We start from the raw sequence: 24,286 nt of genomic DNA, 5'->3' as shown, positions 1-24,286 counted from the left end.
GGTCACCAGCTCTCGGGGTCGTGCGGAAGACGGTCGTGCGGAAGACGGTCGTGCGGAAGGCGGTCGTGCGGAAGGTGGTCTTGCGGGTGGCGGTCTTTGAGGAAGCGGTTGTGGCCGTCGCGGTAGGCCGTCCAGCGGGCGCGGGTGACGTCGCGCTGGAGGGTGCGGGCGGGGTCGCCGAGGTCGGGCGCGATCACGCCGTCGGGCTCCAGCTCGGAGAACCAGTAGCGCTCGCCGTCGTGCAGGAAGTCGACGCAGAAGAACGGGATGGGCAGCCGCTCGTAGAAGTACGCCGTGGCCGCCGCCAGCTCGGGCGGCACGGGCGGGAACTCCATCGTGCCGCCCCTGCTGGCGTTGGCGACCGGCGAGCCCGGCTCCGGGATGCGTTTCATGACCGCGTACGGCTCGCCGTCCACGACGTAGACGCGGTAGTCCACGGTGCCGTCACCCAGGTAGGGCTGGACGACGAGCGTGGTGTCGCCGCCCTGGGCGAGGCTGGCCAGGCCGCGCAGCTCCTCGGAGTCGCGGGCCAGGTTCACCCCGCCGCCGCCGCACCAGCCGGCCGGCTTGACCAGGGCCGGGTAGGTGAGGCCGGCGATGGCGGCCTCGTACAGGTGCTTGCTGGTGTCCCGGCCGGTGCCGATGCGCAGGGTCGGGATCGGCGGCACGGGCGAGTCGCGCAGCCGCAGGACGGTGGCCAGCTTGTCGTTGGCCACCGGCGACAGGGACGGCGGGAACGGCAGGTAGAAGCCGGCCTCCTCCAGCACGGCGTAGAGGGCGTACTGGTTGAAGACGTCCATGGACTGGTAGGGCAGGGAGTACAGGGCGGTGATGAAGAGGGTGTCCTCGGGGGTGACGGGCTCGTCGTCCACGAAGACGCGGGGCCGGCCGGGCTCCAGGGCGTCCACGGTGACCGAGTCCGGGGAGTTCCTGGTCCAGCGCAGGCCGAGCTCGGCGGCGACCTCCTCGTACAGGTCCCAGAAGAACGGGTGCCACATCGCGGTGGCCCGGGTGGACTCCCGGTCGGGGAAGATCCAGCACAAACGGCGCAACGGGCTCATGACTCTCCCTTCTGGCTCGCCCACCAGCGGCGGCCGGGCTCGGGCAGGGTGTCGATCGGGTCGTAGAAGGGGAAGCGGCGCGCCGGGCCGGGCGGCTCCAGCCCGATCCCGTGGCTCCTGGTCCAGTACGAGACGCCGCGTTCCCGGTCGTAGGCGGCGGCCTGGTGGACCCAGCGCTTGCCGACGTAGGGCACGTCGCACACGATCCGGGGCGTGGCGTAGCCGGGCAGGTGGCCCATGAGGGCCTCCTGGAGGTGCCGCGCCTGGTGCAGCGGGGTGCGCCAGTGCTCGGCGTTGGGGATCAGGTCGCAGACGTAGAAGTAGTAGGGCAGGATGCCGGCCTCGCCGTGCAGGGCGAAGCACAGGTCGAGCAGGTCGTGCGGGGTGGCGTTCACGCCGCGCATGAGCACGCCCTGGTTGCGCACGTCCCGCACGCCCGCCGCGAGCAGGGCCCCAGCGGCCTCGGCGACCAGCGGCGTCACCGAGCGGGCGTGGTTGGCGTGGGTGTGCACGGCCAGGTTCACCCCGCGGGCCCGCGCGACGGCCGCCACCCGGCCCACGCCCTCGACCACGGCCGGCTGGAGCCAGTGCTGCGGCAGCCCGACCAGCGCCTTGGTGGCCAGCCGGATGTCGCGTACGGACTCCAGCTCCAGCAGCCGCAGCAGGAACGCCTCCAGCCGCGGCCACGGCATGTTCGCCAGGTCGCCGCCGGAGACCACCACGTCGCGGACGGCGGGCGTGCGCTTGAGGTAGTCCAGCATCAGCTCCTGCCGGTCGACCGGCCTGAGCGTGAGCCTGGCCTTGACGACCTGCGGGGTGGAGGTGCCGACCAGGTCCATCCGGGTGCAGTGGCCGCAGTACTGCGGGCACGTGGCCAGCAGCTCGGCCAGCACCTTCGTCGGGTAGCGGTGGGTCAGGCCCTCCACCGCCCACATCTCGGCCTCGTGCAGCGAGTCCCGCTGGGCCCGTGGATGGCTCGGCCAGACCGGGTGCCGGTCGGAGGCGACCGGCAGCAGGTAGCGGCGGACCGGGTTGGCCAGGAACGCCGCCGTGAACGCGGCCGGATCGCCGGGTTCGTCCGGCGCCATGACGTTGAGGAGCTGGGGCGTCACCAGTATGGACATGGTGGCGAACCGGGCCGCGTCGGCGGCCAGGTCGGCGAGGAAGGCGTCCTGGAGCAGGTCGCCGGTCACGGCGCGGAGCTGCGCCGCGTTGCGCACGCAGTGGGCGCGCTGCCACTGGGCGTCGCGCCACTGCGCCTCGGTGACCCCGCGCCACCCCGGCAGCCGCCGCCAGTCGGGCTCGGCGAGCGCCCGCCGCGCGTACACGTAGGGGCGGTCGGCGGCCCCGGACCCCGCGGCCCCGGACCCCGCGGCCCCGGACCGGGCGGTCTCGACGTCGGCGGCGGGGCGGCGGGGCGTGTCGTCGTTCGGGCTCATCCGGCGAACAGCGCCGCGTGCCGGGTGCGGAGCTCGCGCTTGAGCACCTTGCCTGTGGGGCCGAGCGGGTAGTCCTGCTCGGTACGCGCCAGGATCACCGCGCCCAGCGTGGCCAGGCCCGCGTCGGCCAGCGCCTTGTTGGCCTTCTCCCTGATCTCCTCGGCGGTGACCGCGGCGGCCTCGGCCTGCGTCCGTACGACGGCGATCGGCACCTGCCCCCCGGGCCCCGGCACGCCGACGACCGAGCAGTCCTGGACGAGGTCCGCGCAGTCGGCGATGAGGACCTCCTCGACGAGCAGGCTGTAGACCGGCCCGGCCGCGGTGTCGATCACGTCCACGGTGCGGTCGAGGTGGTAGAAGTCGCCCTCGGCGTCCCGGCGGGCGACGTCGCCGGTGAGCCAGTAGCCGTTGAGCTCGAAGCTGCCGGTCAGCCTGGCGTCGTTCCAGTAGCCGGGGGTGCGCGACGGGGTGATCACGCCCAGCAGGCCGACCTCGCCGTCGGGCAGCTCCCGGCCGTTCTCGTCGAGCACGGCGGCCTTGATCACCGCGTCCTGCGGCTTGCCCACGCAACGGTCGGCGCGCGGCGTCTCGGGGGTGGTGACCTGGCCGAACAGCGCCATGCCCATCTCCGAGGAGCCGAGCCCGTCCACGAACTGGGAGCCGGGCAGCGGCTCGCCGGCGGCCTCGCCGCGCGGCAGCAGCCACGACCTGATCAGCCCCGCGGGCCGCTCGCCGAGCTGGACGAGCCGCCGGATGTGGCCGTAGTGGGCGCTGTCCCCGGTGTTGAACCAGGAGTGCACCCGGGCCGCGCCCCTGACCGGCAGCTCGCCGGTGGCCAGTTCGACGAACGTGCGCGGGAACGAGGCCACCATGGTCGGCTGGAAGGCCTCCATGACCGGCTCCACCCCGGCCCGCCGCCAGTCCGACATGATCACGGTCGGCAGCCCGAGCAGCACCGCGGTGAGGAAGTAGCTGAGCCCGCCCGCGTGCGTGTGCGGCATGAGCGACATCAGCCGGTCGTACGGCTCCGCCGGGAAACGCACCATCCGCTGCTGTTTGCCGTCCCAGAAGCTGCGGTGTCCGAGGATGGTGGACTTGGGGGTGCCGGTGGTGCCGGAGGAGTGGATGAGCGCCACCACGTCGTCCGGCTCGTGCCGGTACGGGTACTGCTCCGGCAGCCCGCCGGCCGCCGCGTCGTGGGCCCGCACCTCGGCCGCCAGGGCGACGAACCGGGGCCGGGCGCGCGGCGTGTTGCGGTAGGCGAGCTGCAGCCGGGTCGTGTCGTCGGCGACCACGCCCACCACGCCGACGTGCTCCAGGTAGCCGGCCATGACGTCGGCCCGCATGGCGTCGTTGACCATCGCCGGGATCGCGCCGAGCGCGGTGAGCGCCAGGAAATGCAGCAGCGGCTCCAGGCCCTCGGCGACGACGACGCCCACGGGCTCGCCGGGCCGCACGCCGTTGGCGTGGTACCAGGTGGCGTACCGGTCGCGCAGGGCCGCGAGGTCGGTGAGGCTGTGGCCGCGTAACACGACCTGGCCGCGGTGGTCGGTGTGGTGGCTGTGGATGAACGGCACCGACCGGTTGGGGTTGGCCGCGAGCGCGTGGTCGAGGAAGTTGCCCGCGCCGAGGCCGGGCTCGGTCATGAAGCCCTGCCGGACGGCCAGGGGGGCGATCGGGGTCTGGTCAGTCATGGATGTGCCTCCACGTCGCGTCGATCTCCGCGGCCACCCGGTGTCCTGAGCGGATGGCGCCTTCCATCAGGCCGAAGAACTCGGTGCTCGTCTCGGTGCCGGCCCAGTGCACCCGCTGGTGGGGGGTCGTCAGCCGCGGGCCGAGCCGCAGCCAGTCGCCCGGCCCGAACAGCGCCGCGTAGCAGCCCCGGCTGTGCTCGTCGCTCAGCCAGTCGGTCACGTGGCAGGCGTCCGGGGCGGGCAGCCCGGGGAACAGCCGCGCGACCTGGGCCCGCGCCCGCTCGGCCTGCTCGCGCGGGGACAGCGCGGCGAACGCCTTGGCCTGCGCGCCGGTCACGAACCCGGTCAGCACGCCCGCCGAGCCGCCCGCGGGCGAGTCGTCCACGGTGGACAGCAGGGGGCCGTCCGCGCTGACCGACCAGCCCGAAAGGCCCTGCTCGCGCCAGAGCGGCGCGGGGTAGACCAGGTGCACCTTCACCGCGCAGCCGGGCGCCGTACGGGGGCCCGAGCGCGGCGCGGGCAGGCCCGGCCGGAACTCCACGGCGTCGGCCAGCACCGGCGGCACGGCGACCACCACTGCGTCCGCCCTGGTGGCGCCGGTCGCGGTGACGACGTCCACGCCGGTCGCGTCCTGGTGGACCGCGCGCACCGGCTCGCCGAGGCGCACCCGGTCGCCGAGCCGGGCGGCCAGGCGCAGGCACACCTGGTGGGCGCCGCCGTCGATCCGGTCCTCCTGCGCGCCGCCCGCGAAGGCGTTCAGGTAGCGCAGCCCGCCGCCCGAGCGCAGGTAGAAGGCCAGATGCAGGACGGACACGTCCGCCGGGTCGGCGGCCATCATCTCGCCGGCGAACAGCGGGAAGAACAGCCGCGCGTCCGGATGCGTCAGGTGCTCGGCGGCCCATTCCGCCGCCGTGGTGGCGTCCAGGCGGGCGGCGTCCGGGGTCAGCCAGGGAGCCTCGGGGCGGACGGCGGCGGCCAGCTCCTCCAGCGCGTCGAACAGGCCGCCCAGCGCGACCGCCGACAGGGGCGGGAACCGGCCGGTCCCGGGCTCGCCGCCGAGCGCGAACCTGGCCGCGCCGCCCACGGTGGCCGGGGTGGTCTTCAGGTCCAGCTCGGCCAGCAGGGCCGTCAGCGCGGTGTGCCGCTCCCCCAGGTACGCCGCGCCCGCGTCGGCCCAGCCGCCGGGGGCGACCTCGATGCCGTGCGTACGCCCGCCGACGCGGTCCCTGGCCTCGATCACGGCGACTTCGGCGCCGGACGCGGCCAGGTCGGCGGCGGCGGTGAGCCCCGCGAGGCCCGCTCCCACGACGACGACCCTCATGCCAGGCTCGCGATCTTCTTGGCCAGCGCGGCCGGGGTGGGCGCGTCGAGGAAGTCGTCGAAGTCCAGCTCGGCGCCGCAGTCGCGGGCGATCGCGCTGAGGACGCGGGTGGCGAGCAGGGAATCCCCACCCAAGACGAAAAAGTCGGAATCATCCGTTATTTCGGGGTTTTCCAGTACCCGCCGGAAGATGTCGGAGACGGCGGTGACGTCCACGTGCATGATCTCCTTCAGTTGGTGGTGTAGCGCCGGTGCGAACCGGCGCGGTCGACCTTGCCGCTGGTGGTGTAGGCCAGTTCGGGCACGACGGTGATCCGGCTGGGCACCAGGTGGCCCGGCACCCGGCCCCGCAGGTACTCCCGCACCTCGCCGGCCAGCCCGCCCTCGACGTCCCGGCCGGGCTGCGGATCCTGGGCATCCCGGCCGGGCTGCGGGTCGTCGGCGTCCTGGACGGGCTTCGGGTGCTCGGCGTCCCGGCCGGGCCGCGGGCGGGGGACGACGTAGGCGGCGAGGGTGGTGTGATCGGCGACCGTGACGCCCGCCACCGCGACCGCGCTCACGCCCGGATGGCCGGCGATGTGCGCCTCGACCTCGGCCGGGTCCACCCGGATTCCCCGGATCTTGAGCTCGTGGTCGAGCCGTCCCTCGTGGACGAGCGCCCCGCCGCCGGTCACGGTGACCCGGTCCCCGGTGCGGAAGAACCGCCCGCCGCCCGCCTCGGGGGTGACGAAGCGCGCGGCGGTCGCCTCCGGCAGGCCCAGGTAGCCCAGCGCCAGCGCCGGCCCGCCGACCAGCAACTCGCCCTCCGCACTCACCCGCTGCTCGACGTGCGCCAGCGCCCACCCGATCGGCACCCGCTCCCCCGCCCCCGGCACCCGCCCTTCCACCGTGGAGCCAGGCGGGTCCGCCGACGCCCGCTCTCCCGCCGTCGAGCCAGGCGGGTCCGACGGCGCCAGCCCACCCACACCCCCGTCGGTCATCGGGCCGTGCAGGTCGATGGCGTGCGTGATGAGGGTGGTCTCCGTGCATCCGTAGGTGTTGAGCAGGCGGACGCCGCCGGTGTCCAGGGCCCGCCAGTCGGCCAGGCGCGACGGGCTGACGGCCTCGCCGCCGATGATCACCAGCCGGACGCACGGAGGCAGCGCGGCCCCCTCGTCGGCCAGGTGCCGTACCAGCTCGTGCCAGAACGCCGTGGGCAGGTCCAGCACGCTGATCCGCTCGTCGGCGACCGCGCGCAACATCCGGCGGAACGAGCCCGAGTGCGCGCCGTCGTGGAAGACCAGCGCCGCCCCGCCGGTCAGGGCGGGCAGGATCTCCTCCAGGCAGGTGTCCCAGTTCAGCGAGGCGAACTGGAGCACCCGGTCGGCCGGGGTGATGCCGAACAGCTCGCGCAGCGCCCCGGTGACGACGGAGATCGCCCGCCTGGGCGTCACCACGGGCTTGGGCGCACCGGTCGAACCGGAGGTGAACAGGACGTACGCGGGCGCGTCCCCCGCGACGACCGGCAGCTCACCCGCCGCGCCGCCGTCGAGGTCGCCCCCGAAATCGCCGCCGAAGTCCCCGTGATCGGGCGGCTCGATCACCTGTACGCCGTCCGGGGCCCATGCGTCCGGCCCGGACGCGACCAGCGTGCGGCAGCCGGCCGCCGCCAGCATCGCCTGCCGGCGGGCCCGCGGGTGCGCCGGGTCGACGGGCACGTACGCGCCGCCCGCCGCCAGCGTGCCGAGCAGCGCGGCCACGGTCCCCGGCGTGCGGGACGTCAGCACGCCCACCGCCCCGGGACCGGGCCCGAGCCGCCGGGCAATGGCGCGGACCCGGACGGCCAGCTCGGCGTAGGTGACGGTGCGACCGTCGTGGACGAGGGCCGGACGGCCCGGATGGAGCCCGGCCGTGCGGGCGAACTCCTGGAGAACGTCGTGGTGCGGTTCGGACAACGCTGCCTCTTCCCCGGGGCGACGCGACGGGGCCGGCCGCGCGTCGGCGCGTCTGTCAGCCCGTGTCAAGCGAATGTGGAGCGAACCCAAGCGAGATCGCGTTCAGAGTGCAGCAGGGCGCTGCACGGGGGCTTGATGGCGTCAGGATTTCGGCTGTACTGCCTGTCATGTCTCCTGTATGGCGGCCTGCGACGTGGCAAAGGGGAAATGCGATATGTCAGACGAAACAGCACGGGCGGGTCTGGCGGACGTACTGAAAATCGGGCTCCTGGGGGCGGTGCGCGCCTGGCGGGGGCGCCAGGAGATCCCACTCGGGCCGCCCCGGCAGCGCGCGGCGCTGGCCCTGCTCGCGCTGGACGCGGGCCGGCTCGTCTCGGTGAACCGGCTGATCGAGGGCCTGTGGGGCGAACGGCCTCCGGCCGGGGCGCGCAACCTGGTGCAGGGGTACGTCTCCCGGCTGCGTCCCCTCCTGGCCGCGACCGGCGTCACCATCGCCTACCGCCCGCGCGGCTACCAGCTCGGCCTGGACCCCGGGCAGGTGGACGTGCACGAGTTCCGGACGGCGGTCACCCGGGCGCGCGCCGGCGAGACGGCCGAGCGGCAGGCCACCGGGCTGCGCCGCGCCCTGGCCCTGTGGCGCGGCGAGCCGCTGACCGGCGTCTCCGGCGGCGAGCTCCTGGACCGGCTGCGCGACGCGCTCGCCGAGGAACGCCTCGGCGCCGTCGAGGAGTGCCTGGACGCCGAGGTCCGGGCGGGCCGCGCGGCCGTGCTGGTGCCGGAGCTGATCGCGCTGGTCGCCGAGCACCCGTTCCGCGAGGGGCTGGTCGGCCTGCTCATGCTGGCGCTGTGCCGGGCCGGCCGCCGCGTGGACGCGCTGGAGCGGTACGAGCGCACCCGCCGCCGCCTCACCGAGGAACTGGGCCTCGACCCCGGCCCCGAGCTGCGGCAACTGCACCAGCGCATCCTGCGCGGGAACGTTCCGCCGATCAGGCCGGCCGATTCCCGGGAAACGGTGACGCCCGCGCAGCTGCCGCCCGCCCCCGGCCAGTTCACCGGCCGGACCGCCCAGCTCCGCCTGCTCGACCTGCTCACGGCCGACGGCGACGCACCCGCCAAGGACGGCGACCCGCCCGCGAGGGACAGCGACCCGCTCGCGGCAGGCGGCGACCCGGCCGCCGGCGGGGCGGCGATCTCCGTGCTGACCGGCGCGGGCGGGTCCGGCAAGACGGCCCTGGCCCTGCACTGGGCCCACCGCAACCGCCACCGCTTCCCCGACGGCCAGCTCTACGTGGACCTGCGCGGGCACTCGGCCGAGCGGCCGCTGCTGCCGATCGAGGCGCTCGGCCGGTTCCTGCGCGGGCTGGGCCTGCCCGCCGAGCGCGTGCCCGGCACGGTGGAGGAGGCCAGCGCGGCCTACCGCAGCCTGCTGGCCGACCGGCGGGTGCTGGTGGTGCTGGACAACGCCGGCAGCGAGGAGCAGGTCCGCCCGCTGCTGCCGGGCGGACGCCGCTGCGCCACCGTGATCACCAGCAGGGACCGCCTGGACGGCCTGGTCGCCCGGGACGGCGCGATCCCCGTCCCGCTCGGCGTGTTGTCCACCGGCGAGGCGGTCACGCTGTTCGGCGGGATCCTCGGCGGCGAACGGCTGGCCGCCGAGCGGGACGCGGCGCTCGACCTGGCCAGGGCGTGCGGCCGGCTGCCGCTGGCGCTGCGCATCGCCGCCGCGGGCATCCTCGGCCGGCCGGGCGGGGACGCCGTCGGCGGCATCGCCGGTCAGGTGCGCCGGCTCACCGGCACCCGATTATCGGCTTTGGCGGTCACCGGAGATCCGCACGCGGCCGTGCGCGGCGCGTTCGACCTGTCCTATCACCGCCTGGATCCGGCGGCGCGGCGGCTGTTCCGGCTGCTGGCGCTCGCCCCCGGGCCCACGTTCACCGCGGGGGCGGCCGGGGCGCTGGCCGGGACCGTGCCCGCCGAGGCCGACCGGCTGCTGTCCGGGCTCGCCGCCGCGCACCTGGTCGAGGAGCCGGAGCCGGGCCGCTACACCTTCCACGACCTGATGCGGGAGTACGCCCGCGAACGCGTGCTGGCCGAGGAGTCCGCGCCGGGACGGGCCCGCGCCCTGGACGCGCTGATGGCCTGGTACCTGCGGATGGTCCGGGAGGCCGGCGACGTCGCCTACCCCCACCTGCTGCGCGCCCCCGCCGACGGCTCCGGCCGCCCGGCCGCCTTTCCCGCCGCCTTTCCCGGTGCCGCCGCCGCGCTGGCCTGGCTGGACGCCGAACGCGCCAACCTCGTCGCCGCCGTACGGAACGCCCCCGACCGCCCGCACGCCTGGCGGCTCATCGACGCCATGAACGGCTACCTCGACCTGACCGGCGGCCAGCCCGGCTGGACGGACGTGCTGCGGGACGCGCGGCGGGCCGCCCGCGCGGCCGGCGACCACCTGGGCCAGGCGGCCGTCGGGCACTGCCTGGCCGCCACCCGGTGGCGGGCGGCCGAGCTGACCGAGGCGGTCGCGGAGCTGCGCGGGGCGTTCACGGCCGCCGAGCTGGCGGGCTGGCCGGAGGGGAAGCTCGCGGCGCTGGCCGCGCTCGGCGTGGTCCACCTCCAGCAGGGCAGGCTCGGCGCGGCCCGGCGGCTGCTGGCCCTGGCCGTGGACGGCTCGCGGCGCTCCTCGCGGGTGGGGGCCGCGCCGCTCGTCGACCTCGGGCTGGCGCTGACCCAGATGGGCCGGCTCGACGCCGCCGAGGAGCGCCTGAGCGAGGCGGTGTCGCTCTGCCGCGACCGCGGGCTGCCCGCGACCGAGGCCGCCGCGCTGGCCAGCCTCGGCACCGTGCTCCGGCTGACCGGCCGGCTGGGCGAGGCCATCCGGTGCCTGACGGCGGCGCGCGGGCTCGGCGCCGCGATCGGCGAACGGTCCCAGGCCGACCTGTGCAGGGAACTGGCCGACGTGCACCTGGACGCGGGCCGGCGGGCCGACGCGCTCGGCTACGCCGAGGAGGCGCTGCGGCGGGCGCTGGCGGTCGGCGATCCCAAGCTGGAGCTGGACGCCCTGCTCGGGCTCGGCCGGATCCGCTGCCAGACCGACCCCGGGGCCGCCGTCGGGCAGCTGAGCGCCGCGCTGGAGCGGGCCCGCGGCATCGGCGCCGCCGTGGGCCAGGCGGACGCGCTCGTGGGGCTGGCCGTGGCGCGTACCCGTCTGGACGAGCACGCGACCGCCATGCGCGACACGCTGGCGGGGCTGGCGCTGGCCAGGAAGGCGGGCGCGGTGCTGGTGCAGGGCGCGGCGCTGGCGGCGGGCGCGGAGGCGGCGCTGGCGGCCGGCGACCCGGGCCTGGCCATCTCCTACGCCGCCCGCGCGGCCCGCGTCCATGCCGGCAGCGGCTACAAGCTGGGCGAGGCGCGGGCCCTGGTGACGCTGGGACGCGCCCACCGCCGCACCGGCGACGAGCCGGCCGCCGAGCGGTTCCGGGAACGGGCCGGCGACCTGTTCACGGCGGTCCTGGATCCGCCGCCGGCCCGGCCCGCCGAGGTGGCCGCGGGCCGATGACCGGCCCCGCCGGAGCCACGCCGGGATCAGCCACGCCGGGATCAGCTTCGGCGGGATCAGTGGAGGACGCCGTGCTCCGCGGCCCAGGCGGCGACCTGCGTGCGCGAGCCGAAGTTGAGCTTGAGCAGGATGTTGGCGACGTGCCGGGCGGCCGTGGCCGGGCTGATGAACAGTTCCTCGCCGATGGCCCGGTTGGACAGCCCCCGGCTGATCAGCACGACGATCTCCCGCTCGCGCGGCGTGAGCACCGACGCCGGGCCCGACGCAGCCCCCGACGCACTGCCCGCCGCGCTGCCCGCCGCACTGCCCGCCGCGGGCCGCGGCGCGCCCTGGGCCGGCCGCTCGCCCCGCAGGCCGTAGCGCAGGGCCTCCTCCTCCGTCATGCCGCCGCCCATCGTCCACCAGAGCTGGACCTGACCGTCGCCGGCCTGCGCGCGGGCGCGGGCGAGCAGCGGCTCGGGCGTGGCGGACGTCCAGACGGGCAGCCCGAGCCGCTCCTCCATGGCCTTGGCCGCGGCCCAGAGGCGTACGGCGGTCTCCAGGTCGTGCTGCTTCTCGGCCAGGACGGCCAGCGCGACCAGCGCGGAGATGATCGGCAGGTGCTGCCCCATGGACCGGCTCAGCGTCACGCACCTGGCCAGCCGCGCCCTGGCCCGCTCCGCCTCGCCCTGCCGGGCCAGGACCGCGCCGAGCAGGCCGAGACTGGTGGCGAGGACGGGCTTGGCCGCCATCTCCTCGGCCAGCTCGGCGCACTCCTCCAGGTGGCGGCGGGCGCTGTCGAGGTCGCCGAGGTAGTCGGCGAAGCGGCCCAGCTCCAGGTGGGCCCGGGTGACCCCCCACAGGTGGCCGAAGCGGGAGTAGACCTCGATGGCCTCCTCGCCCCTGGTCAGCGACTCGCGCCGGAGGCCCTGGAAGGCGGCCACCCCGGACAGCAGCAGCCGCGCGGACGCCTCGATCAGGCCGTTGCCGACGCGCAGGGCCAGTTCCAGGGCCTCCTCGCCGCGCTCGGCGGCCAGCGCGATGTCGCCTTTGGTGCCTTCGTACATGCCGGCGATCACGAGGGTGAAGGCCAGCATGAAGTCGTCGCCGGTCGCCCGGCGCAGCTCAAGGGCGCGGGCGGCCGACTCGCCGCAGGCGGCGGCGTCCTGCTGCTCGTAGGCCAGGTTGGCGTGGTGGAGCAGGGCCTCGGCGGACAGATCGCGGAGCGGGCGGGCGGCGGGCAGCGCGAGCAGGCTCTCGTACCAGCGGCGGCCCTCGGTCAGCTCGCCGAACCCGGCCCACAGCGGCATGTAGCCGCACGCGAGCCGCAGACCGGGCTCGGCCATGCCGGACCGGACGGCCCAGGACAGGGCCTCGCGGGCGTTGCCCAGCAGGTCCTGGAGCGCGAGCAGCCGGGCGTAGCGCTGCGGCCAGGTCAGGCCGGGCGTGGCCCACACGTCGCGGCCGTGGTGGTGGGCGAGGTCGGCCAGGCCGTGGAGCAGCCGGTCGCGCAGCTGCCGGGTCTCGCCGGCCGACTCCAGCTTCCCGGCGGCGAACTGGCGGGCCGACTCCAGCAGCCGGTAGCACGAGCTGCCCTGGTCGAACAGCACGAGCGACTTGTCGACCAGACCGCTGAGCACGTCGAGGACCTGGGCGGCGGCCAGGCTCGGCCCCGCGCAGACGGACTCGGCCAGGTCGAGGGTGAACGGCCCGCTGAACACCGCGAGCCGCCGGAAGAGCACCTGCTCGTGCGGGGAGAGCAGGTCGTGGCTCCATTCGAGGGTGGCCAGCAGGGTGCGCTGCCGGGCCGGCGCGGTGCGGCCGCTCGCCGTCAGCAGCTGGAACCGGTCGTTGACCCGGGCCGAGATCTGGCCGGGCGACATCGCGGCGGTCCTGGCCGCGGCCAGCTCCAGGGCCAGCGGCAGGCCGTCGAGGGCGTGGCAGAGCCGGGCGATGTCGCCGGCGTTGGCGCCGGTGACCGCGAGCCCCGACCCGGCCGACCGCGCCCGGTCGAGGAAGAGCTGCACGGACTCGACCCGCTCGACCTCCTCGGCCGCCTCCGCCGGGCCGGGCAACGCCAGCGGCGGCACCCGCCACACCAGCTCGCCGGGGATCTTCAGCGGCTCCCGGCTGGTCACCAGCAGCCGCAGGTCCTCGCAGGAGGTCAGCAGCCGCTCGGCCAGCTCGGCGCACGCCTCGACCAGGTGCTCGCAGTTGTCCAGGACGAGTAGCGGCTTCTTGCCGCGCAGGAAGTCGACCAGCGTGTCGAGCAGCGGCCGCACGCCCTCCTCGTGCACGCCCAGCACCTTGGTGATCTCGTGGACCAGCAGGTCGGCCCGGGTCAGCCTGGACAGCTCGGCCAGCCAGACCCCGTCGGGGAAGGACGGGACCAGCCGGGCGGCGATCTGCAGCGCGCACCGGGTCTTGCCGGTGCCTCCGACGCCGCTGAGCGTCAGCAGCCTGACCTCACCGACCAGCCCGCACAACTCCTCCAGATCCCGTTCCCGCCCGATGAACCTGTCGGGCTCGGCGGGAAGGTTGTGTCTGAGCAACGTCACCATGATCCTCATGTGTCTGGACCCCAGGATTGGCACCCAGTGTGACACCGCCCTCACGAGCTGTCAGAGGTTTGCCCCAAGCGCGGGACCGGCGGCGCGGACCGGGACGACCCGCAGCCGCGCGTCGATCAGCAGGGTGACGTCGTGCTCGGTGATGATCCGGCGGCACTCGGCGGGGTCGGGCTCGTGCGCCGCGACCAGCCGCGCGCCCGCCCCGAGCACCATGTCGTAGGCCCGCAGGTCGGCCCCGGCGACCAGGACGACGTCGGCCGCGCCCACCTTGCGGGCGGTGGTGAGCCGGGCGGTGGGCTCGATCGGGCCGTCGGCGCCGAGCAGGCTGTCGAAGCCGGCCGTGCCGGGGATGCCGGTGAAGGAGTAGACCTGCCGGATGTCGGCCTCCTGGGCGATGGCGTCGGCGTCGTCCCGGTCGGTGATCATGATGCGGGCGCCGGTGGCGGCCGGTCCGCCGGGGATGGACACGACCACGCCGCCCGCGGCGAGCACGGCGTACCCGGCGACGGGCAGATGGCAGCCGCCGCGCAGCAGCACGACCACCGGGTCGCCGGGGCGCAGGCCGCGCCGCCGCAGGCCCTGGGCGGCCTGGCGGGCGCGGACGGCGAGCGTGCCGTACGTGAGCGTGGCGCCGCTCGCGGTCTCGGCGACCGCCACCCGCGGGCCGAGAGCGGCCGCCCGCAGCAGGACCGTCTCCGTCCAACCAGTCATGGCCCCCAGGCTAGGAAGCGGGGCGGCCGGGCGGCATGGTCCAGAGTGTGTAACCGGGTGTGTAATCCGGCCGCGCCATACCCGATTCCGCATGGCTTGAGCCCGCGCGGGGGCGGCGCGCGTACCTCCTGACGGCAGATCCCGGTTCCGGTTTCGGAGGTACGTCATGCACCGCAGAGTCGCCCTGCTCGCCGTCGTCGCGCTCGCCGTGGCGGGCGCGCCGGTCCCCGCGCAGGCCGGGACCGCCCTGGACCGCGGGCCCGTGGGCTGGTCGGGGGCCGGTTCGTCGTCGCAGCGCAGGACCGTCATGGAGTACTGGACGCCGGAGCGCATGCGGGCGGCCAGGCCGCTCTCCGCGCCCACGCCGCGCCGCGGGACGTCCTCCGGGCCGACGCAGGGCACGCCCTGGGCGACCCGCGGCGTCACGGGCGGCCGCCGGATCACGACGTCCTCCTGGACCGGCTCCCGGACCGGCGCGGCGGCCTCCTCGCTCGCCGGGAGCACGGCGGCGGCGGCCCGCCGGGCGGCGCCCGCGCAGGACAGTCCGGGCCAGGCGTGGGCGGACGGGGGCGGCGTCGCCCGCACGGTCGGCCGGGTCTTCTTCACCACCGCCGAGGGGCGTACGGCCTCCTGCTCGGGCACCGCGGTCACCAGCGCCAACCAGAGCGTCGTGATGACCGCGGGCCACTGCGTCAAGATGAACGGCGCCGCCCACCGCAACTGGGTGTTCGTCCCCGGCTTCGACGACGGCCGCCGCCCGTTCGGCACGTGGGTGGCCACCCGGCTGCTGACCACCCAGCAGTGGAACACCAACGAGGACATCAACTTCGACGTCGCCGCCGCCGTGGTCGCGCCCTTACAGGGACGCACGCTCACCGACGTCGTCGGCGGCCAGGGGGTGGCCTTCAACCAGCCCACCGGACGGCAGATGTTCTCCTTCGGCTACCCGGCCGCCGCCCCCTTCGACGGCTCCGACCTGGTGTTCTGCAGCGGACGGGTGTTTAAGGACCCGGTCAGGACCCGCGACCAGGGGCTGCGCTGCGCGATGACCGGCGGGTCGAGCGGCGGGCCGTGGTTCGAGGGGTTCGACACCTCCAGCGGCCTCGGCTGGCTGAACTCCGTCAACAGCTTCAAGTACGACTTCGCCCCCGACTTCATGTTCGGCCCCTTCTTCGGCAACGAGGCCATGGCCGTCTACCAGGCCGCACAACGCTCCGGCGCCGCCTGACCACCGCCGGCGTCCGCTGACTGATCTGTTTTGGGCCCCCCGGCCGGTATTCCGGCCGCACGGCGGACGCTCTGACCCGGCGCACGAACGCCACCACGCCGTCCGGCGACCCACGGGGGACCACGTTGACCCAGACCAGTGCCGACGCCCATGCCGCGGCCCGCCTCCGGCCGGCGGCGGTGCTGCGGCTGCTGGCGGGGCGGGGCGCGTTCCGGGCCGGTACGCAGGTCGCCGCGGCGGCGCCGGCGGCCGTGTGGGACGGGGCGGCGTTCGGCCACTACGCCACCGCGCTCGGGCTGTGCGGATGGCTGCTCCTGGTCGCGGACGCGCCGGAGAAGGCCGCGCTGAAGACGCTGGCGCGGGTGAGGCGGACCGGTCCGGCGGTGGCCAGGCTGACGGTGGCCATGTCCGCCGCGCCGGTCGCGGTGCTGCTGGCGGTGCTCGTTCCCGTGGCGGTGACCGCGCCGCTGTCGACGGCGGCCCTCTGTCTCGCGGCCGGGGCGTGGTCGGCCTGCACGGGCCTGCTGATGACGGTCTCCGGGCTGCACCGCGTGCGCGGCCGGCCCGTGCTGGACACGATGGCGTTCGTGGCCAGCGGCGGCGTGGTGCTCGCCGTCACCGCCGCCACCCTGTGGACCGGCTGGCCGCCACAGACGCACCTGCTGCTCGTCCTGGCCGGGACGGTCGCGGTGACCTGCGGGGCGCTCGCGGCGCTCCCCCGCGACTGGCTGCGCCCGCCTGCCGGTCATGGGCGGCGGGCGTTGCTGCGTCCCCTGTCGCGGGCCGCCTGGCTGCTGGGGGCGGCCGACCTGTGCGACGCGCTCTGCTTCGCGGTCGTGTACCTGGTGCTCGGCGTCTCGGGGCGGGCGGGGCAGAGCGGCGTGCTGTATCTCGCGCTGCTGCCGGCGGTCGCGGTCTGCCAGCTCGTCATCTACCTGCTGCGGGTCGCGCAGCCGGCGACCTCGCGGCGGCTGCGCGGGCTCGCCGGACGGGCCGGGCGGGCGCGGGCGGCACATCTCCTGGGCCGGGCCGGCTGGGCTGGGGCCGCCGCCGCCGTCGCCTGCGCGGCCCTGCTCCGGTGGGCGCCGGACGGGCTCGCGGCGTCGCCGGTGGTCCTGGCCGGGCTGGTCGTCGTCGTGCTCGCCCTGTTCCTGACCGTGATGTACGCGGCCTTCCTGGTGGAGAACACGAACAACGACGTGCTCGCCGTGACGTCGGCGGGCGCGTTCGCCGGGCTGGTGGCCACCGCCTCGCTGGCGGTCGTCGTCGTGCCGTGGTCGGGGGCGGCCGGGGGCCTGGTGGCGCTGGCCCTCGGGGTGCCCGTGAAGGCCCATGTGATGCGCCGGATGCTGATCTCGCGGAACTCGGAGTGACGACATGTACGTGATGGGCATCTCCCGGGCGCACGACTCCGCGGCGGCGCTGGTGCGCGACGGCGAGATCGTGGCGTTCGCCGAGGAGGAGCGGCTCACCCGCGTCCGGCACGACGGCCGCTTCCCCCGCCGGGCGGTCGCCTACTGCCTGGAACAGGCGGGGATCGGGCTGGACGAGGTGGACCACGTGGCCTTCCACGGGCCGCGGACCGGCTCCCCGCCCGGCTGGGAGGTCAGGGAGGCCGCCGGGCACGCCGGGCCGGCCGGGTTCGGGGTGCACCAGGTGGAACACCACCGCGCGTACGCGGCCGGCGCCTTCCACGTGAGCCCGTTCGACTCGGCCGCCGTGCTCACGATGGACGGGACCGGCACCTGCCTGGCCGTCGCCGACGGTGACCGGATCAGGCACCTGCGGCACGTCGGTCACCCCCACTCGCTGGGCGCCCTGTACGCGGCGGTCACCGGCTACCTCGGCTTCCGTCCCGGCCTGGACGAGGACAAGGTGATGGCGCTGGCGGCGTACGGCGGCGACACCTACGTGCAGCCCTTCGCCGACCTGCTGCGCCTGACCCCGTACGGCGGCCACGAGCTGGACCTGAGCTGGTTCGAGCCGCACGCGGGCGGCGGGCGGCACACCGTCTCGGCGAGGTTCCTCGACGCCTTCGGCCCGCCGCCCCCGCCCGCCGGGAAGATGCTCACCCAGCACGCCGTGGACATCGCCTTCGCCCTCCAGGCCACCCTTGAGCGGGCCGGGCTGCACCTGGCCCGATGGCTGCGCGAGACGACCGGGGCGACCCGGCTCGCGGTGGCCGGCGAGACCGCGATGAACCCGATGCTGAACGGCCGTCTGCTGGCCGAGTCCGGCTTCGAGGAGCTGTTCGCCCAGCCCGCCGCCGCCTCGCTCGGCGCGGCGCTGGAGGTGAGCGTCGGCCGGTACGGCCGGCCCCGCCCGGCGGGCGGTCACGTGTTCGCCGGGCCCGGCTTCACCGCGGAACGCATGGAGAAGGCGCTGCGCGACGCGGGCGTGGACTACCGGCGGCCGGACGACATCGCCGGGCACGCCGCCGCCCGCATCGCCGACGGCCTGATCGTGGGCTGGTTCCAGGGCCGGACGGAGTGCGGGCCGCGCGGCCTGGGCAACCGCTCGCTGCTGGCCGACCCGCGCGACCCCACGTCCGCCGCGCGCATGAACGAGCGGGTCAGGCGCCGGGAGCCGTTCCTGCCGCTCGCGCCGTCGTGCCTGGCCGAGCGGTCCGCGGACTACTTCGCCGGGGGGCATCCCTCGCCGGTCATGCTGCTCGGGTTGGACGTGCTGGACCACCGCCGCGGCGAGGTGCCCGCGATCACGCACGTGGACGGCAGCGCCCGCGTGCAGACGGTGAGCCGGGCCGCCAACCCGCTCTTCCACTCCCTGATCACCCGCTTCGAGGCGCTGACCGGCGTGCCGATGCTGGCCGGCGCCTCCTTCCGGGACGACGACGAGCCGATCGTGTGCACGCCCGAGGACGCCGTCGCCTGCTACCTCAGGACGGGCGCGGACGCGCTGGCCCTCGGCCCGTTCTGGGCCCGCAAACGCCGGACGGACGACCGGGCCGGCCGGGAGGCGGGCCGATGAGCGGCGGGAGGTCCCTGCGCCCGCACCCGCCCCGGCCGGTCCTGTGGCGGGTGCTCACCGCCGGGCGGGCGGGCGAGGCGGGCGATGTACAGCGTTGAGGTGGCGGCCTCCATCGGCGAGGTCGGGGCCGGGGAGTGGGACGCGCTCGCCGACGGCGTGCCCTTCGTGCGGCATCACTGGCTGGCCCTGGCCGAACGCGTCCTGTCCGGGCACCGGCCGCGCTACCTGCTGGTCCGCAAGGACGGCGGGCTCGTGGCCGCGGCGGTGTGCGCGCTGGAGCACCGGCTGCACAACCCGGTGCTGGAGTCCCGGTTCGGGCGGCTGACCAGGAGGTGGCCGTTCCTCCAGGTCCAGGCGCCGATGACGGCGACGTCCGGGCTGCTGGGCGGTGAGGGGCCGCAGCGGCGGGTGCTGCTGCGGGCGGTGCGGTCGCTGGTCAGGCGCGAGGGGCTGCTGTTCTGCGTCGTGGACCACCTGCCGTACGCCGCCGGGCAGCCGGGCTACAGCCGCCTGGGCTGGTTGCCGGAGACCCTGCTGGACCTGACGTGGCCGTCGTACGAGGCGTACCTGGACCATCTGCCGCGCAAGAGGCGGGCCGAGATCCGGCGCACGCAGCGCCGGGCCGCGCGGGAGGGCATCGAGGTCCGGCCGCTGACGGCCGGGCCGGGCGGGGAGCCGGACCGGCTGCTGGACCGGCTGGGCCCGATGGTGGCCGCGGTGGACCTCCGCCACGGGCCGCACGTCTTCTACCGGCCGCGTCTGTTCACCGAGGCGGCCGGCGCCCTGGGCGCGGACCTGACCGTCCTGGCCGCCCGCCGTGACGGCGCGCCGGCCGGCTGCGTCGCCCTGCTGCGCGACGGCGACGAGCTGGTCGCCCGGTGGATCGGGCGCGACTACGCCCTCACCGAGGGCACCGCCGTCTACCACGCGCTGCTCACGGCGTGCGTACGGGCCGCCGTCGGCTCGGGCGCGCGCAGGCTGCGGCTCGGCGGCGCGGCGTACGAGACGAAGAAGCAGTTCGGGGTGCGGCTGGAGCCGCGCAGCCGGTTGTTCGCCGCCCGCAGCGCGATGGTCACCCGGCTCGTCGGCGGGCTGGGCCACCGCCTCGACCCGCCGCAGCTCCCGTCCCCGCCGTCCAGCACGTGACCCGGCAAGGACGAGGGCCGGTGCGCGCCGCCGTTCAGCGCTCGCGGCGCTCCGGGGGGAGCTCGCCCGCGAAGACGCGTAGCTGGAGGGCCAGCGTGGCGTAGTAGCCGACCAGGGTGGTCAGCTCGAACAGGCCGCGCTCGCCGAGCGCCGCCGTGACCGCCCGGTAGTCCTCCTCGCCCAGCGTCCCCGTCCGGGTCAGCTCGCGGGCGGCGAGCACGGCGGCGCGTTCGGCGGGGTCGGCCAGGCCGGGCGGACGTCCCTCGCGCACCGCGGTCAGCTCGGCCTCGGTCAGGCCGCAGGACCGGCCCACCGCCTCGTGCGCGTCGCGTTCGAAGTCGCTGCCCCAGTGGGCGGCGACCACGAGGATCGCCAGCTCCCTGGCCCGGTCCGGCAGCACCGAGCCGTAGCGCACCGCCGCGCCCAGCGCCTGGAGCGCGCCGCCGACCGGCGGGCTCAGCAGCATGGCGTTGAACGGGCCGCGCAGCCGTCCCCGCTCGTCGGCGAGGGGGAAGACCTGGGGGCCCGCCGCCCGGGGGCCGCCGGTGATGGCGCGGTAGACCTCGGTCTGGGCGTCGTCCAGGTCTTCCGGGGGAAGGGCGGGCAGCCGGGCGGTCATGCGGTGCTCCTGTCTCGGCGACGCGGGCCACCCGGGCTCCGCCGGCGGGTGGACCTGCGGTGACGTCTCGCGCTCGGGTTCCGGTGGCGCGGTTAGCCGTGGCCGGATCACGGAACATCCTAGGTCTCTAGCCGCGCGGCCGTCTTGGAGATCATGACCATGGAGTTCGCCACTCCCCACCGCCACCGTCACCGCCCGCCGGGGCGTGTCTCGTGACCAGGACCGGGGTGTCCGGGCCGCTGCTGGTCGTGCTCGGCCTGCTGTCGGCGGTGGCGCCGCTGGCCACCGACATGTACCTGCCCGTGTTCACCGACCTGGCGGCCGACCTGGGGACGGGCGCGGCCGGCGTGCAGCTCACGCTGACCGCGTTCCTCACCGGGCTGGCGCTGGGGCAGCTCGTCATCGGGCCGCTGTCCGACCGGTTCGGCCGCCGCCGGCCGATCCTGCTGGCCACCGCCGCGGCCCTGGCCGCCTGCGTCCTGTGCGCGCTCGCGCCGGACATCCGGACGCTCGTCGCCCTGCGTTTCGTGCACGGGTTCGCCGGGTCGGCGGGCATCGTCATCGGCCGCGCGGTGGCGGCCGACCTGACGTCCGGCCGGGCGGCGGCGCGCATCTTCTCGCTGCTGGCCTCGGTGGTCGGCGTCGCGCCCGTCGTGGCCCCGCTGATCGGCGGCGCGCTGTCGCCCGCCGGGTGGCGCGCGGAGTTCTGGGTGATGGCCGGGATCTCGGCGGTGATGCTGCTCGGTTCGGCGCTCGTCGTGCCCGAGACGCTGCCGCCCGGACGCCGGCACGCGGGCGGCCTGGCCGCCACCGGGCGGACCGTGCGGCGGCTGTTCGCCGACCGGGGCTATCTCGGTTACGCCTTCTCCTTCGCGTTCGGCTTCGCGGGGCTGATGGGGTACATCTCGGCCTCGCCCTTCGTCGTGCAGAACGTCCTGGGCCTGTCCACCCCCGCCTACACCGTGACGTTCGCGGCCAACGCGCTGGGCATGACGCTGACCGGCCTGGCCGCGGCGCGCCTGGTGCGCCGGTTCAGCCCGGAAGGGCTGCTGCGGACCGGGCAGGGGGTCGTGCTGGGGCTGTCGGCCGTGCTGCTGGTGCTGCTGGGGGCGGGGGTGGCCGCGGTGGAGGTGCTGCCGGTGCTGTTCGCGCTGGTCAGCTCGTTCACGCTGATCATGGGGAACGCGGCGGCGCTGACGGTGGGGCGGGCGCCGTACGCGACCGGCACGGCGGCGGCCGTGATGGGCGCGTTGCAGTTCGCGCTCGGGGCGCTGGTCTCGCCGCTGGTCGGCCTGGGTGGCGCGGACACCGGGCTGCCGATGGGCGTCACGCTGGTCGTCAGCGCGCTGCTCGGCATCGGCGCCCGCCTGCTGACCCGGGGTCTGCCCGAGGCCGGCCCCACCACCGCCGAGGCCCCAGCCCGCGGCTGAGCCCCGCACGGTGGTGTCTTCCGGGCCCGGGTTCAGGGGGCCGGGTGGGTGCGCAGGGCCGTGTCGAGCCAGTCGAAGGCCGGGGCCGACGGGGCCGGGGGCGGCCAGGCGTTGATCACGGCGAGCAGGCGGAGGTAGCGCTCCCTGCGGGGGTCGTTCGCCGCCGTCAGCCTGGCCAGCAGCCGCTGCCGGAGGCCGGCGTCGTCGGGACGGCCCAGGAGGCGTGCGTACTCGCCGGCGACCGCCGCCACGATCGGCGCGGACTCGGGCGCGGCGGGATCCACGCCCACCGCCAGCGCTTTCCCCGCCGCCCACACGCCCCGCGACACGGCGTCCCGCAGCATCCCTTCCCCATGGCCCGCGGCGTGGTCGGTGGCGTGGTCGGTGGTCAGGTCGTGCAGTTTCGCGCGGAAGGACGGGTCCGCCATCAGCTCGGCCAGTTCCAGCCACGCCTCCACCTGCTCCGGCTCGGCGTCGTCCGGCAGTTCGGGGGTCAGCGAGACCCGCATCCCCGCCAGTCCCGGCCCGGCGTCCGGGACGGCGGCGTCCAGGAAGTCGCCGACCAGGCGGCGGCGTTCGTCCTCCGACAGTCCTGCGAGTCTGTGCATGAGCTCCATCTCCTCGGGCCCCGAGCCGCGCCGGGCCACCGCCGTCAGCACCGCGCGCCGCATCCGCAGCGTGCGGATCCGCACCGCCAGGGCCTCGGCGTGCGCCGCCGCGACCTGCGCGAGCGTCAGCTCCCGGTCCACGACCTTGCGGACCGTGACCAGGTCCACCCCGAGGTCGCGCAGCGTGCGGACGAGGTCGAGGCGGGCCGCGGCGGCGGCGTCATAGAGGCGGTAGCCGGCCGGGCTGCGTTCCACCGGCGGCACGATCCCGCGGTCGGAGTAGAACCTGATGGTCCTGACCGGCAGTCCGGTCCGCCGCGCCAGGTCGCCGATCGTGTAGAGGGTGCCGCCGTCCATGGCTCCACCTTGACGTCTCCCCCTGGTGGAGACTCAAGCGCCTCCCTCGTCGCGCGGCTCCGGCCGATGACCGTGGTGTCAAGCCTCGGATCGTGACCGGCGTGATCGTAAGGTGGGACTGACCACCGGGGAGCGGTCCTGGACGTCGCCGCGCGCCTGGGTGCCCTCACTTCGACGGCTCGGGAGAAGTCATGGCTGAAGAGCACCCCCATTCCTACGGCGCCCACGACGCGGCCACCGTGTCGGCCGCCTACCGCAACGCGCTCGACGTGATCGCCGCCGTGGAGCCCGGCGTGGCCGGCGCGATCCGCGCCGAGCTGGCCGACCAGCGCGCCTCGCTGAAGCTCATCGCGAGCGAGAACTACGCCTCCCCGGCCGTCCTGCTCACGATGGGCACGTGGCTGTCCGACAAGTACGCGGAAGGCACGATCGGCCACCGCTTCTACGCCGGTTGCCAGAACATCGACACCGTCGAGCAGCTGGCGGCCGACCACGCCAAGGCCCTGTTCGGCGCCGAGCACGCCTACGTCCAGCCCCATTCGGGCATCGACGCCAACCTGGTGGCGTTCTGGGGCATCCTGGCCCACCGGGTGGAGGCCCCGGCCCTGGCCGCCGCCGGGGCGCGGCACGTCAACGACCTGTCGGAGGACGACTGGGAGACCCTGCGCAAGGCCCTGGGCGACCAGCGGGCCCTCGGCATGTCGCTGGACGCGGGCGGGCACCTGACCCACGGCTTCCGCCCCAACATCTCCGGCAAGATGTTCCACCAGCGCTCCTACGGCACCGACCCGGAGAGCGGCCTGCTCGACTACGACGCGCTGCGCGCCACCGCCCGCGAGTTCCGCCCGCTGGTGCTGATCGCCGGGTACTCGGCCTACCCGCGGCGCATCGACTTCGCCCGCATGCGGGAGATCGCCGACGAGGTGGGCGCGGTCCTGATGGTGGACATGGCGCACTTCGCCGGGCTGGTCGCGGGCAAGGTGTTCACCGGCGTGCACGACCCGGTGCCGTACGCGCACGTCACGACGACCACCACGCACAAGTCGCTGCGCGGGCCGCGCGGCGGCCTGGTGCTGTGCCAACGGGAGTACGCCGACTCGATCGACCGGGGCTGCCCGATGGTGCTGGGCGGCCCGCTCGGCAACGTGATGGCGGCCAAGGCCGTCGCCCTGGCCGAGGCGCGGCAGTCCGCGTTCGCCGACTACGCGCGGGCGGTGGCCGGCAACGCGGTCGCCCTGGCCGAGGGCCTGGCGCGGCGCGGCGTACGGCTGGTCACCGGCGGCACCGACAACCACCTGGTGCTGCTCGACGTGTCCACGTACGGGCTGACCGGCCGGCAGGCGGAGTCGGCGCTGCTCGACGCCGGGATCGTCACCAACCGCAACGCGATCCCGCGCGACCCCAACGGCGCCTGGTACACCTCGGGCATCCGGGTCGGCACCCCGGCGCTCACCTCGCGCGGGTTCGGCACGCAGGAGTTCGACCAGGTCGCCGAGCTGATCGTCGGCGTGCTGACCGACACCACGCCGTCGGCCACCTCCAAGGCGAAGTACGACCTGCCGCAGAGCACCGCCGAGAAGACCCGCGCCGCGGCGGCCGAGCTGCTGGCCGCCCACCCGCTCTACCCGGGCCTCGACCTGAGCTGACCC

General features: G+C 75.6%; 17 protein-coding genes and 1 riboswitch. Of the genes, 7 read left to right on the top strand and 10 right to left on the bottom strand.

Annotated elements, in window-relative coordinates:
- Positions 1-2 precede the first annotated feature (2 nt).
- The 6 genes from ACFYUV_RS28660 to ACFYUV_RS28635 are packed head-to-tail and all read right to left on the bottom strand — an operon-like array spanning position 3 to position 7,448.
- Positions 3-1,061, bottom strand: a complete 1,059-nt coding sequence (locus ACFYUV_RS28660; RefSeq protein ID WP_387673125.1) for a RimK family alpha-L-glutamate ligase — start codon at positions 1,059-1,061, stop codon at positions 3-5.
- The gene (locus tag ACFYUV_RS28655) at positions 1,058-2,500 is read right to left on the bottom strand and encodes a KamA family radical SAM protein (protein ID WP_387673123.1); all 1,443 of its coding nucleotides are present in this window, start codon (positions 2,498-2,500) and stop codon (positions 1,058-1,060) included. Before ACFYUV_RS28655 ends, ACFYUV_RS28660 begins: the two co-directional genes overlap by 4 nt.
- On the bottom strand, positions 2,497-4,194 hold the full coding sequence (locus ACFYUV_RS28650; protein WP_387673121.1) for a class I adenylate-forming enzyme family protein: 1,698 nt from the start codon (positions 4,192-4,194) through the stop codon (positions 2,497-2,499). Before ACFYUV_RS28650 ends, ACFYUV_RS28655 begins: the two co-directional genes overlap by 4 nt.
- Entirely contained in the window at positions 4,187-5,515 is a 1,329-nt protein-coding gene (locus ACFYUV_RS28645; RefSeq protein ID WP_387673118.1) for a flavin monoamine oxidase family protein, read from the bottom strand. Before ACFYUV_RS28645 ends, ACFYUV_RS28650 begins: the two co-directional genes overlap by 8 nt.
- Complete coding sequence (locus tag ACFYUV_RS28640; RefSeq protein WP_352324385.1) at positions 5,512-5,730, bottom strand: phosphopantetheine-binding protein; 219 nt, start codon at positions 5,728-5,730, stop codon at positions 5,512-5,514. Before ACFYUV_RS28640 ends, ACFYUV_RS28645 begins: the two co-directional genes overlap by 4 nt.
- 14 nt (positions 5,731-5,744) lie before the next feature.
- The gene (locus ACFYUV_RS28635) at positions 5,745-7,448 is read right to left on the bottom strand and encodes an AMP-binding protein (RefSeq protein ID WP_387673115.1); all 1,704 of its coding nucleotides are present in this window, start codon (positions 7,446-7,448) and stop codon (positions 5,745-5,747) included.
- A gap of 214 nt (positions 7,449-7,662) precedes the next feature.
- On the opposite strand from ACFYUV_RS28635, the gene ACFYUV_RS28630 reads away from it, so the two are divergent.
- Positions 7,663-11,001 (top strand): BTAD domain-containing putative transcriptional regulator, encoded by a 3,339-nt coding sequence (locus ACFYUV_RS28630; RefSeq protein WP_387673112.1) that lies wholly within the window; start codon positions 7,663-7,665, stop codon positions 10,999-11,001.
- A gap of 56 nt (positions 11,002-11,057) precedes the next feature.
- Here the strand turns inward: ACFYUV_RS28630 and ACFYUV_RS28625 are convergent, their stop codons facing one another.
- Together ACFYUV_RS28625 and ACFYUV_RS28620 are read right to left on the bottom strand one after the other, a co-directional pair.
- Entirely contained in the window at positions 11,058-13,550 is a 2,493-nt protein-coding gene (locus ACFYUV_RS28625) for a LuxR C-terminal-related transcriptional regulator (RefSeq protein ID WP_387673109.1), read from the bottom strand.
- Positions 13,551-13,601: 51 nt separating this feature from the next.
- Positions 13,602-14,261, bottom strand: a complete 660-nt coding sequence (locus tag ACFYUV_RS28620) for an AMP-binding protein (protein WP_387673106.1) — start codon at positions 14,259-14,261, stop codon at positions 13,602-13,604.
- Between the two features lie 166 nt (positions 14,262-14,427).
- On the opposite strand from ACFYUV_RS28620, the gene ACFYUV_RS28615 reads away from it, so the two are divergent.
- The 4 genes from ACFYUV_RS28615 to ACFYUV_RS28600 all read left to right on the top strand — a co-directional run bounded on the left by ACFYUV_RS28615 (position 14,428) and on the right by ACFYUV_RS28600 (position 19,623).
- Positions 14,428-15,489 (top strand): trypsin-like serine peptidase, encoded by a 1,062-nt coding sequence (locus tag ACFYUV_RS28615; protein ID WP_387673103.1) that lies wholly within the window; start codon positions 14,428-14,430, stop codon positions 15,487-15,489.
- A 125-nt stretch (positions 15,490-15,614) separates the two neighbouring features.
- Positions 15,615-16,862: a hypothetical protein gene (locus ACFYUV_RS28610; protein WP_387673100.1), complete on the top strand. Its 1,248-nt coding sequence runs from the start codon at positions 15,615-15,617 to the stop codon at positions 16,860-16,862.
- A gap of 4 nt (positions 16,863-16,866) precedes the next feature.
- Positions 16,867-18,477 (top strand): carbamoyltransferase, encoded by a 1,611-nt coding sequence (locus ACFYUV_RS28605; protein ID WP_387673097.1) that lies wholly within the window; start codon positions 16,867-16,869, stop codon positions 18,475-18,477.
- A gap of 84 nt (positions 18,478-18,561) precedes the next feature.
- Positions 18,562-19,623, top strand: coding sequence for a GNAT family N-acetyltransferase (locus tag ACFYUV_RS28600; protein ID WP_387673094.1), 1,062 nt, complete (start codon positions 18,562-18,564; stop codon positions 19,621-19,623).
- A 34-nt stretch (positions 19,624-19,657) separates the two neighbouring features.
- Here ACFYUV_RS28600 and ACFYUV_RS28595 read toward each other — a convergent pair whose 3' ends face one another.
- Complete coding sequence (locus ACFYUV_RS28595) at positions 19,658-20,242, bottom strand: carboxymuconolactone decarboxylase family protein (RefSeq protein WP_387673091.1); 585 nt, start codon at positions 20,240-20,242, stop codon at positions 19,658-19,660.
- Positions 20,243-20,454: 212 nt separating this feature from the next.
- Between ACFYUV_RS28595 and ACFYUV_RS28590 the strand changes: the two genes are divergently transcribed.
- The gene (locus ACFYUV_RS28590; protein ID WP_387673088.1) at positions 20,455-21,672 is read left to right on the top strand and encodes a multidrug effflux MFS transporter; all 1,218 of its coding nucleotides are present in this window, start codon (positions 20,455-20,457) and stop codon (positions 21,670-21,672) included.
- Between the two features lie 32 nt (positions 21,673-21,704).
- On the opposite strand, the gene ACFYUV_RS28585 is transcribed toward ACFYUV_RS28590, so the two are convergent.
- A complete protein-coding gene (locus ACFYUV_RS28585) occupies positions 21,705-22,637 on the bottom strand; it encodes a MerR family transcriptional regulator (protein ID WP_387673085.1) in 933 nt (310 codons plus the stop codon).
- Between the two features lie 82 nt (positions 22,638-22,719).
- A riboswitch (ZMP/ZTP riboswitch) is annotated at positions 22,720-22,806 on the top strand.
- Positions 22,807-22,828: 22 nt separating this feature from the next.
- Here ACFYUV_RS28585 and ACFYUV_RS28580 point away from each other — a divergent pair.
- Positions 22,829-24,283, top strand: a complete 1,455-nt coding sequence (locus tag ACFYUV_RS28580) for a glycine hydroxymethyltransferase (protein WP_387673082.1) — start codon at positions 22,829-22,831, stop codon at positions 24,281-24,283.
- The last annotated feature ends 3 nt before the right edge of the window (positions 24,284-24,286 follow it).

The sequence above is a fragment of the Nonomuraea sp. NPDC003560 genome (assembly GCF_042878785.1).
Classification (GTDB): Bacteria; Actinomycetota; Actinomycetes; order Streptosporangiales; family Streptosporangiaceae; genus Nonomuraea.
The sequence above is the reverse complement of the archived record's forward strand: the minus strand, read 5'-3'. Positions and strand labels throughout refer to the sequence as shown.

Excerpts from the sequence above, each read along its gene's own strand:
- ACFYUV_RS28660 (WP_387673125.1), bottom strand. The coding sequence starts at position 1,061 with ATGAGCCCGTTGCGCCGTTTGTGCTGGATCTTCCCCGACCGGGAGTCC.
- ACFYUV_RS28655 (WP_387673123.1), bottom strand. The coding sequence starts at position 2,500 with ATGAGCCCGAACGACGACACGCCCCGCCGCCCCGCCGCCGACGTCGAG.
- ACFYUV_RS28650 (WP_387673121.1), bottom strand. The coding sequence starts at position 4,194 with ATGACTGACCAGACCCCGATCGCCCCCCTGGCCGTCCGGCAGGGCTTC.
- ACFYUV_RS28645 (WP_387673118.1), bottom strand. The coding sequence starts at position 5,515 with ATGAGGGTCGTCGTCGTGGGAGCGGGCCTCGCGGGGCTCACCGCCGCC.
- ACFYUV_RS28630 (WP_387673112.1), top strand. The coding sequence starts at position 7,663 with ATGTCAGACGAAACAGCACGGGCGGGTCTGGCGGACGTACTGAAAATC.
- ACFYUV_RS28625 (WP_387673109.1), bottom strand. The coding sequence starts at position 13,550 with ATGAGGATCATGGTGACGTTGCTCAGACACAACCTTCCCGCCGAGCCC.
- ACFYUV_RS28620 (WP_387673106.1), bottom strand. The coding sequence starts at position 14,261 with ATGACTGGTTGGACGGAGACGGTCCTGCTGCGGGCGGCCGCTCTCGGC.
- ACFYUV_RS28615 (WP_387673103.1), top strand. The coding sequence starts at position 14,428 with ATGCACCGCAGAGTCGCCCTGCTCGCCGTCGTCGCGCTCGCCGTGGCG.
- ACFYUV_RS28605 (WP_387673097.1), top strand. The coding sequence starts at position 16,867 with ATGTACGTGATGGGCATCTCCCGGGCGCACGACTCCGCGGCGGCGCTG.
- ACFYUV_RS28600 (WP_387673094.1), top strand. The coding sequence starts at position 18,562 with ATGTACAGCGTTGAGGTGGCGGCCTCCATCGGCGAGGTCGGGGCCGGG.
- ACFYUV_RS28595 (WP_387673091.1), bottom strand. The coding sequence starts at position 20,242 with ATGACCGCCCGGCTGCCCGCCCTTCCCCCGGAAGACCTGGACGACGCC.
- ACFYUV_RS28585 (WP_387673085.1), bottom strand. The coding sequence starts at position 22,637 with ATGGACGGCGGCACCCTCTACACGATCGGCGACCTGGCGCGGCGGACC.
- ACFYUV_RS28580 (WP_387673082.1), top strand. The coding sequence starts at position 22,829 with ATGGCTGAAGAGCACCCCCATTCCTACGGCGCCCACGACGCGGCCACC.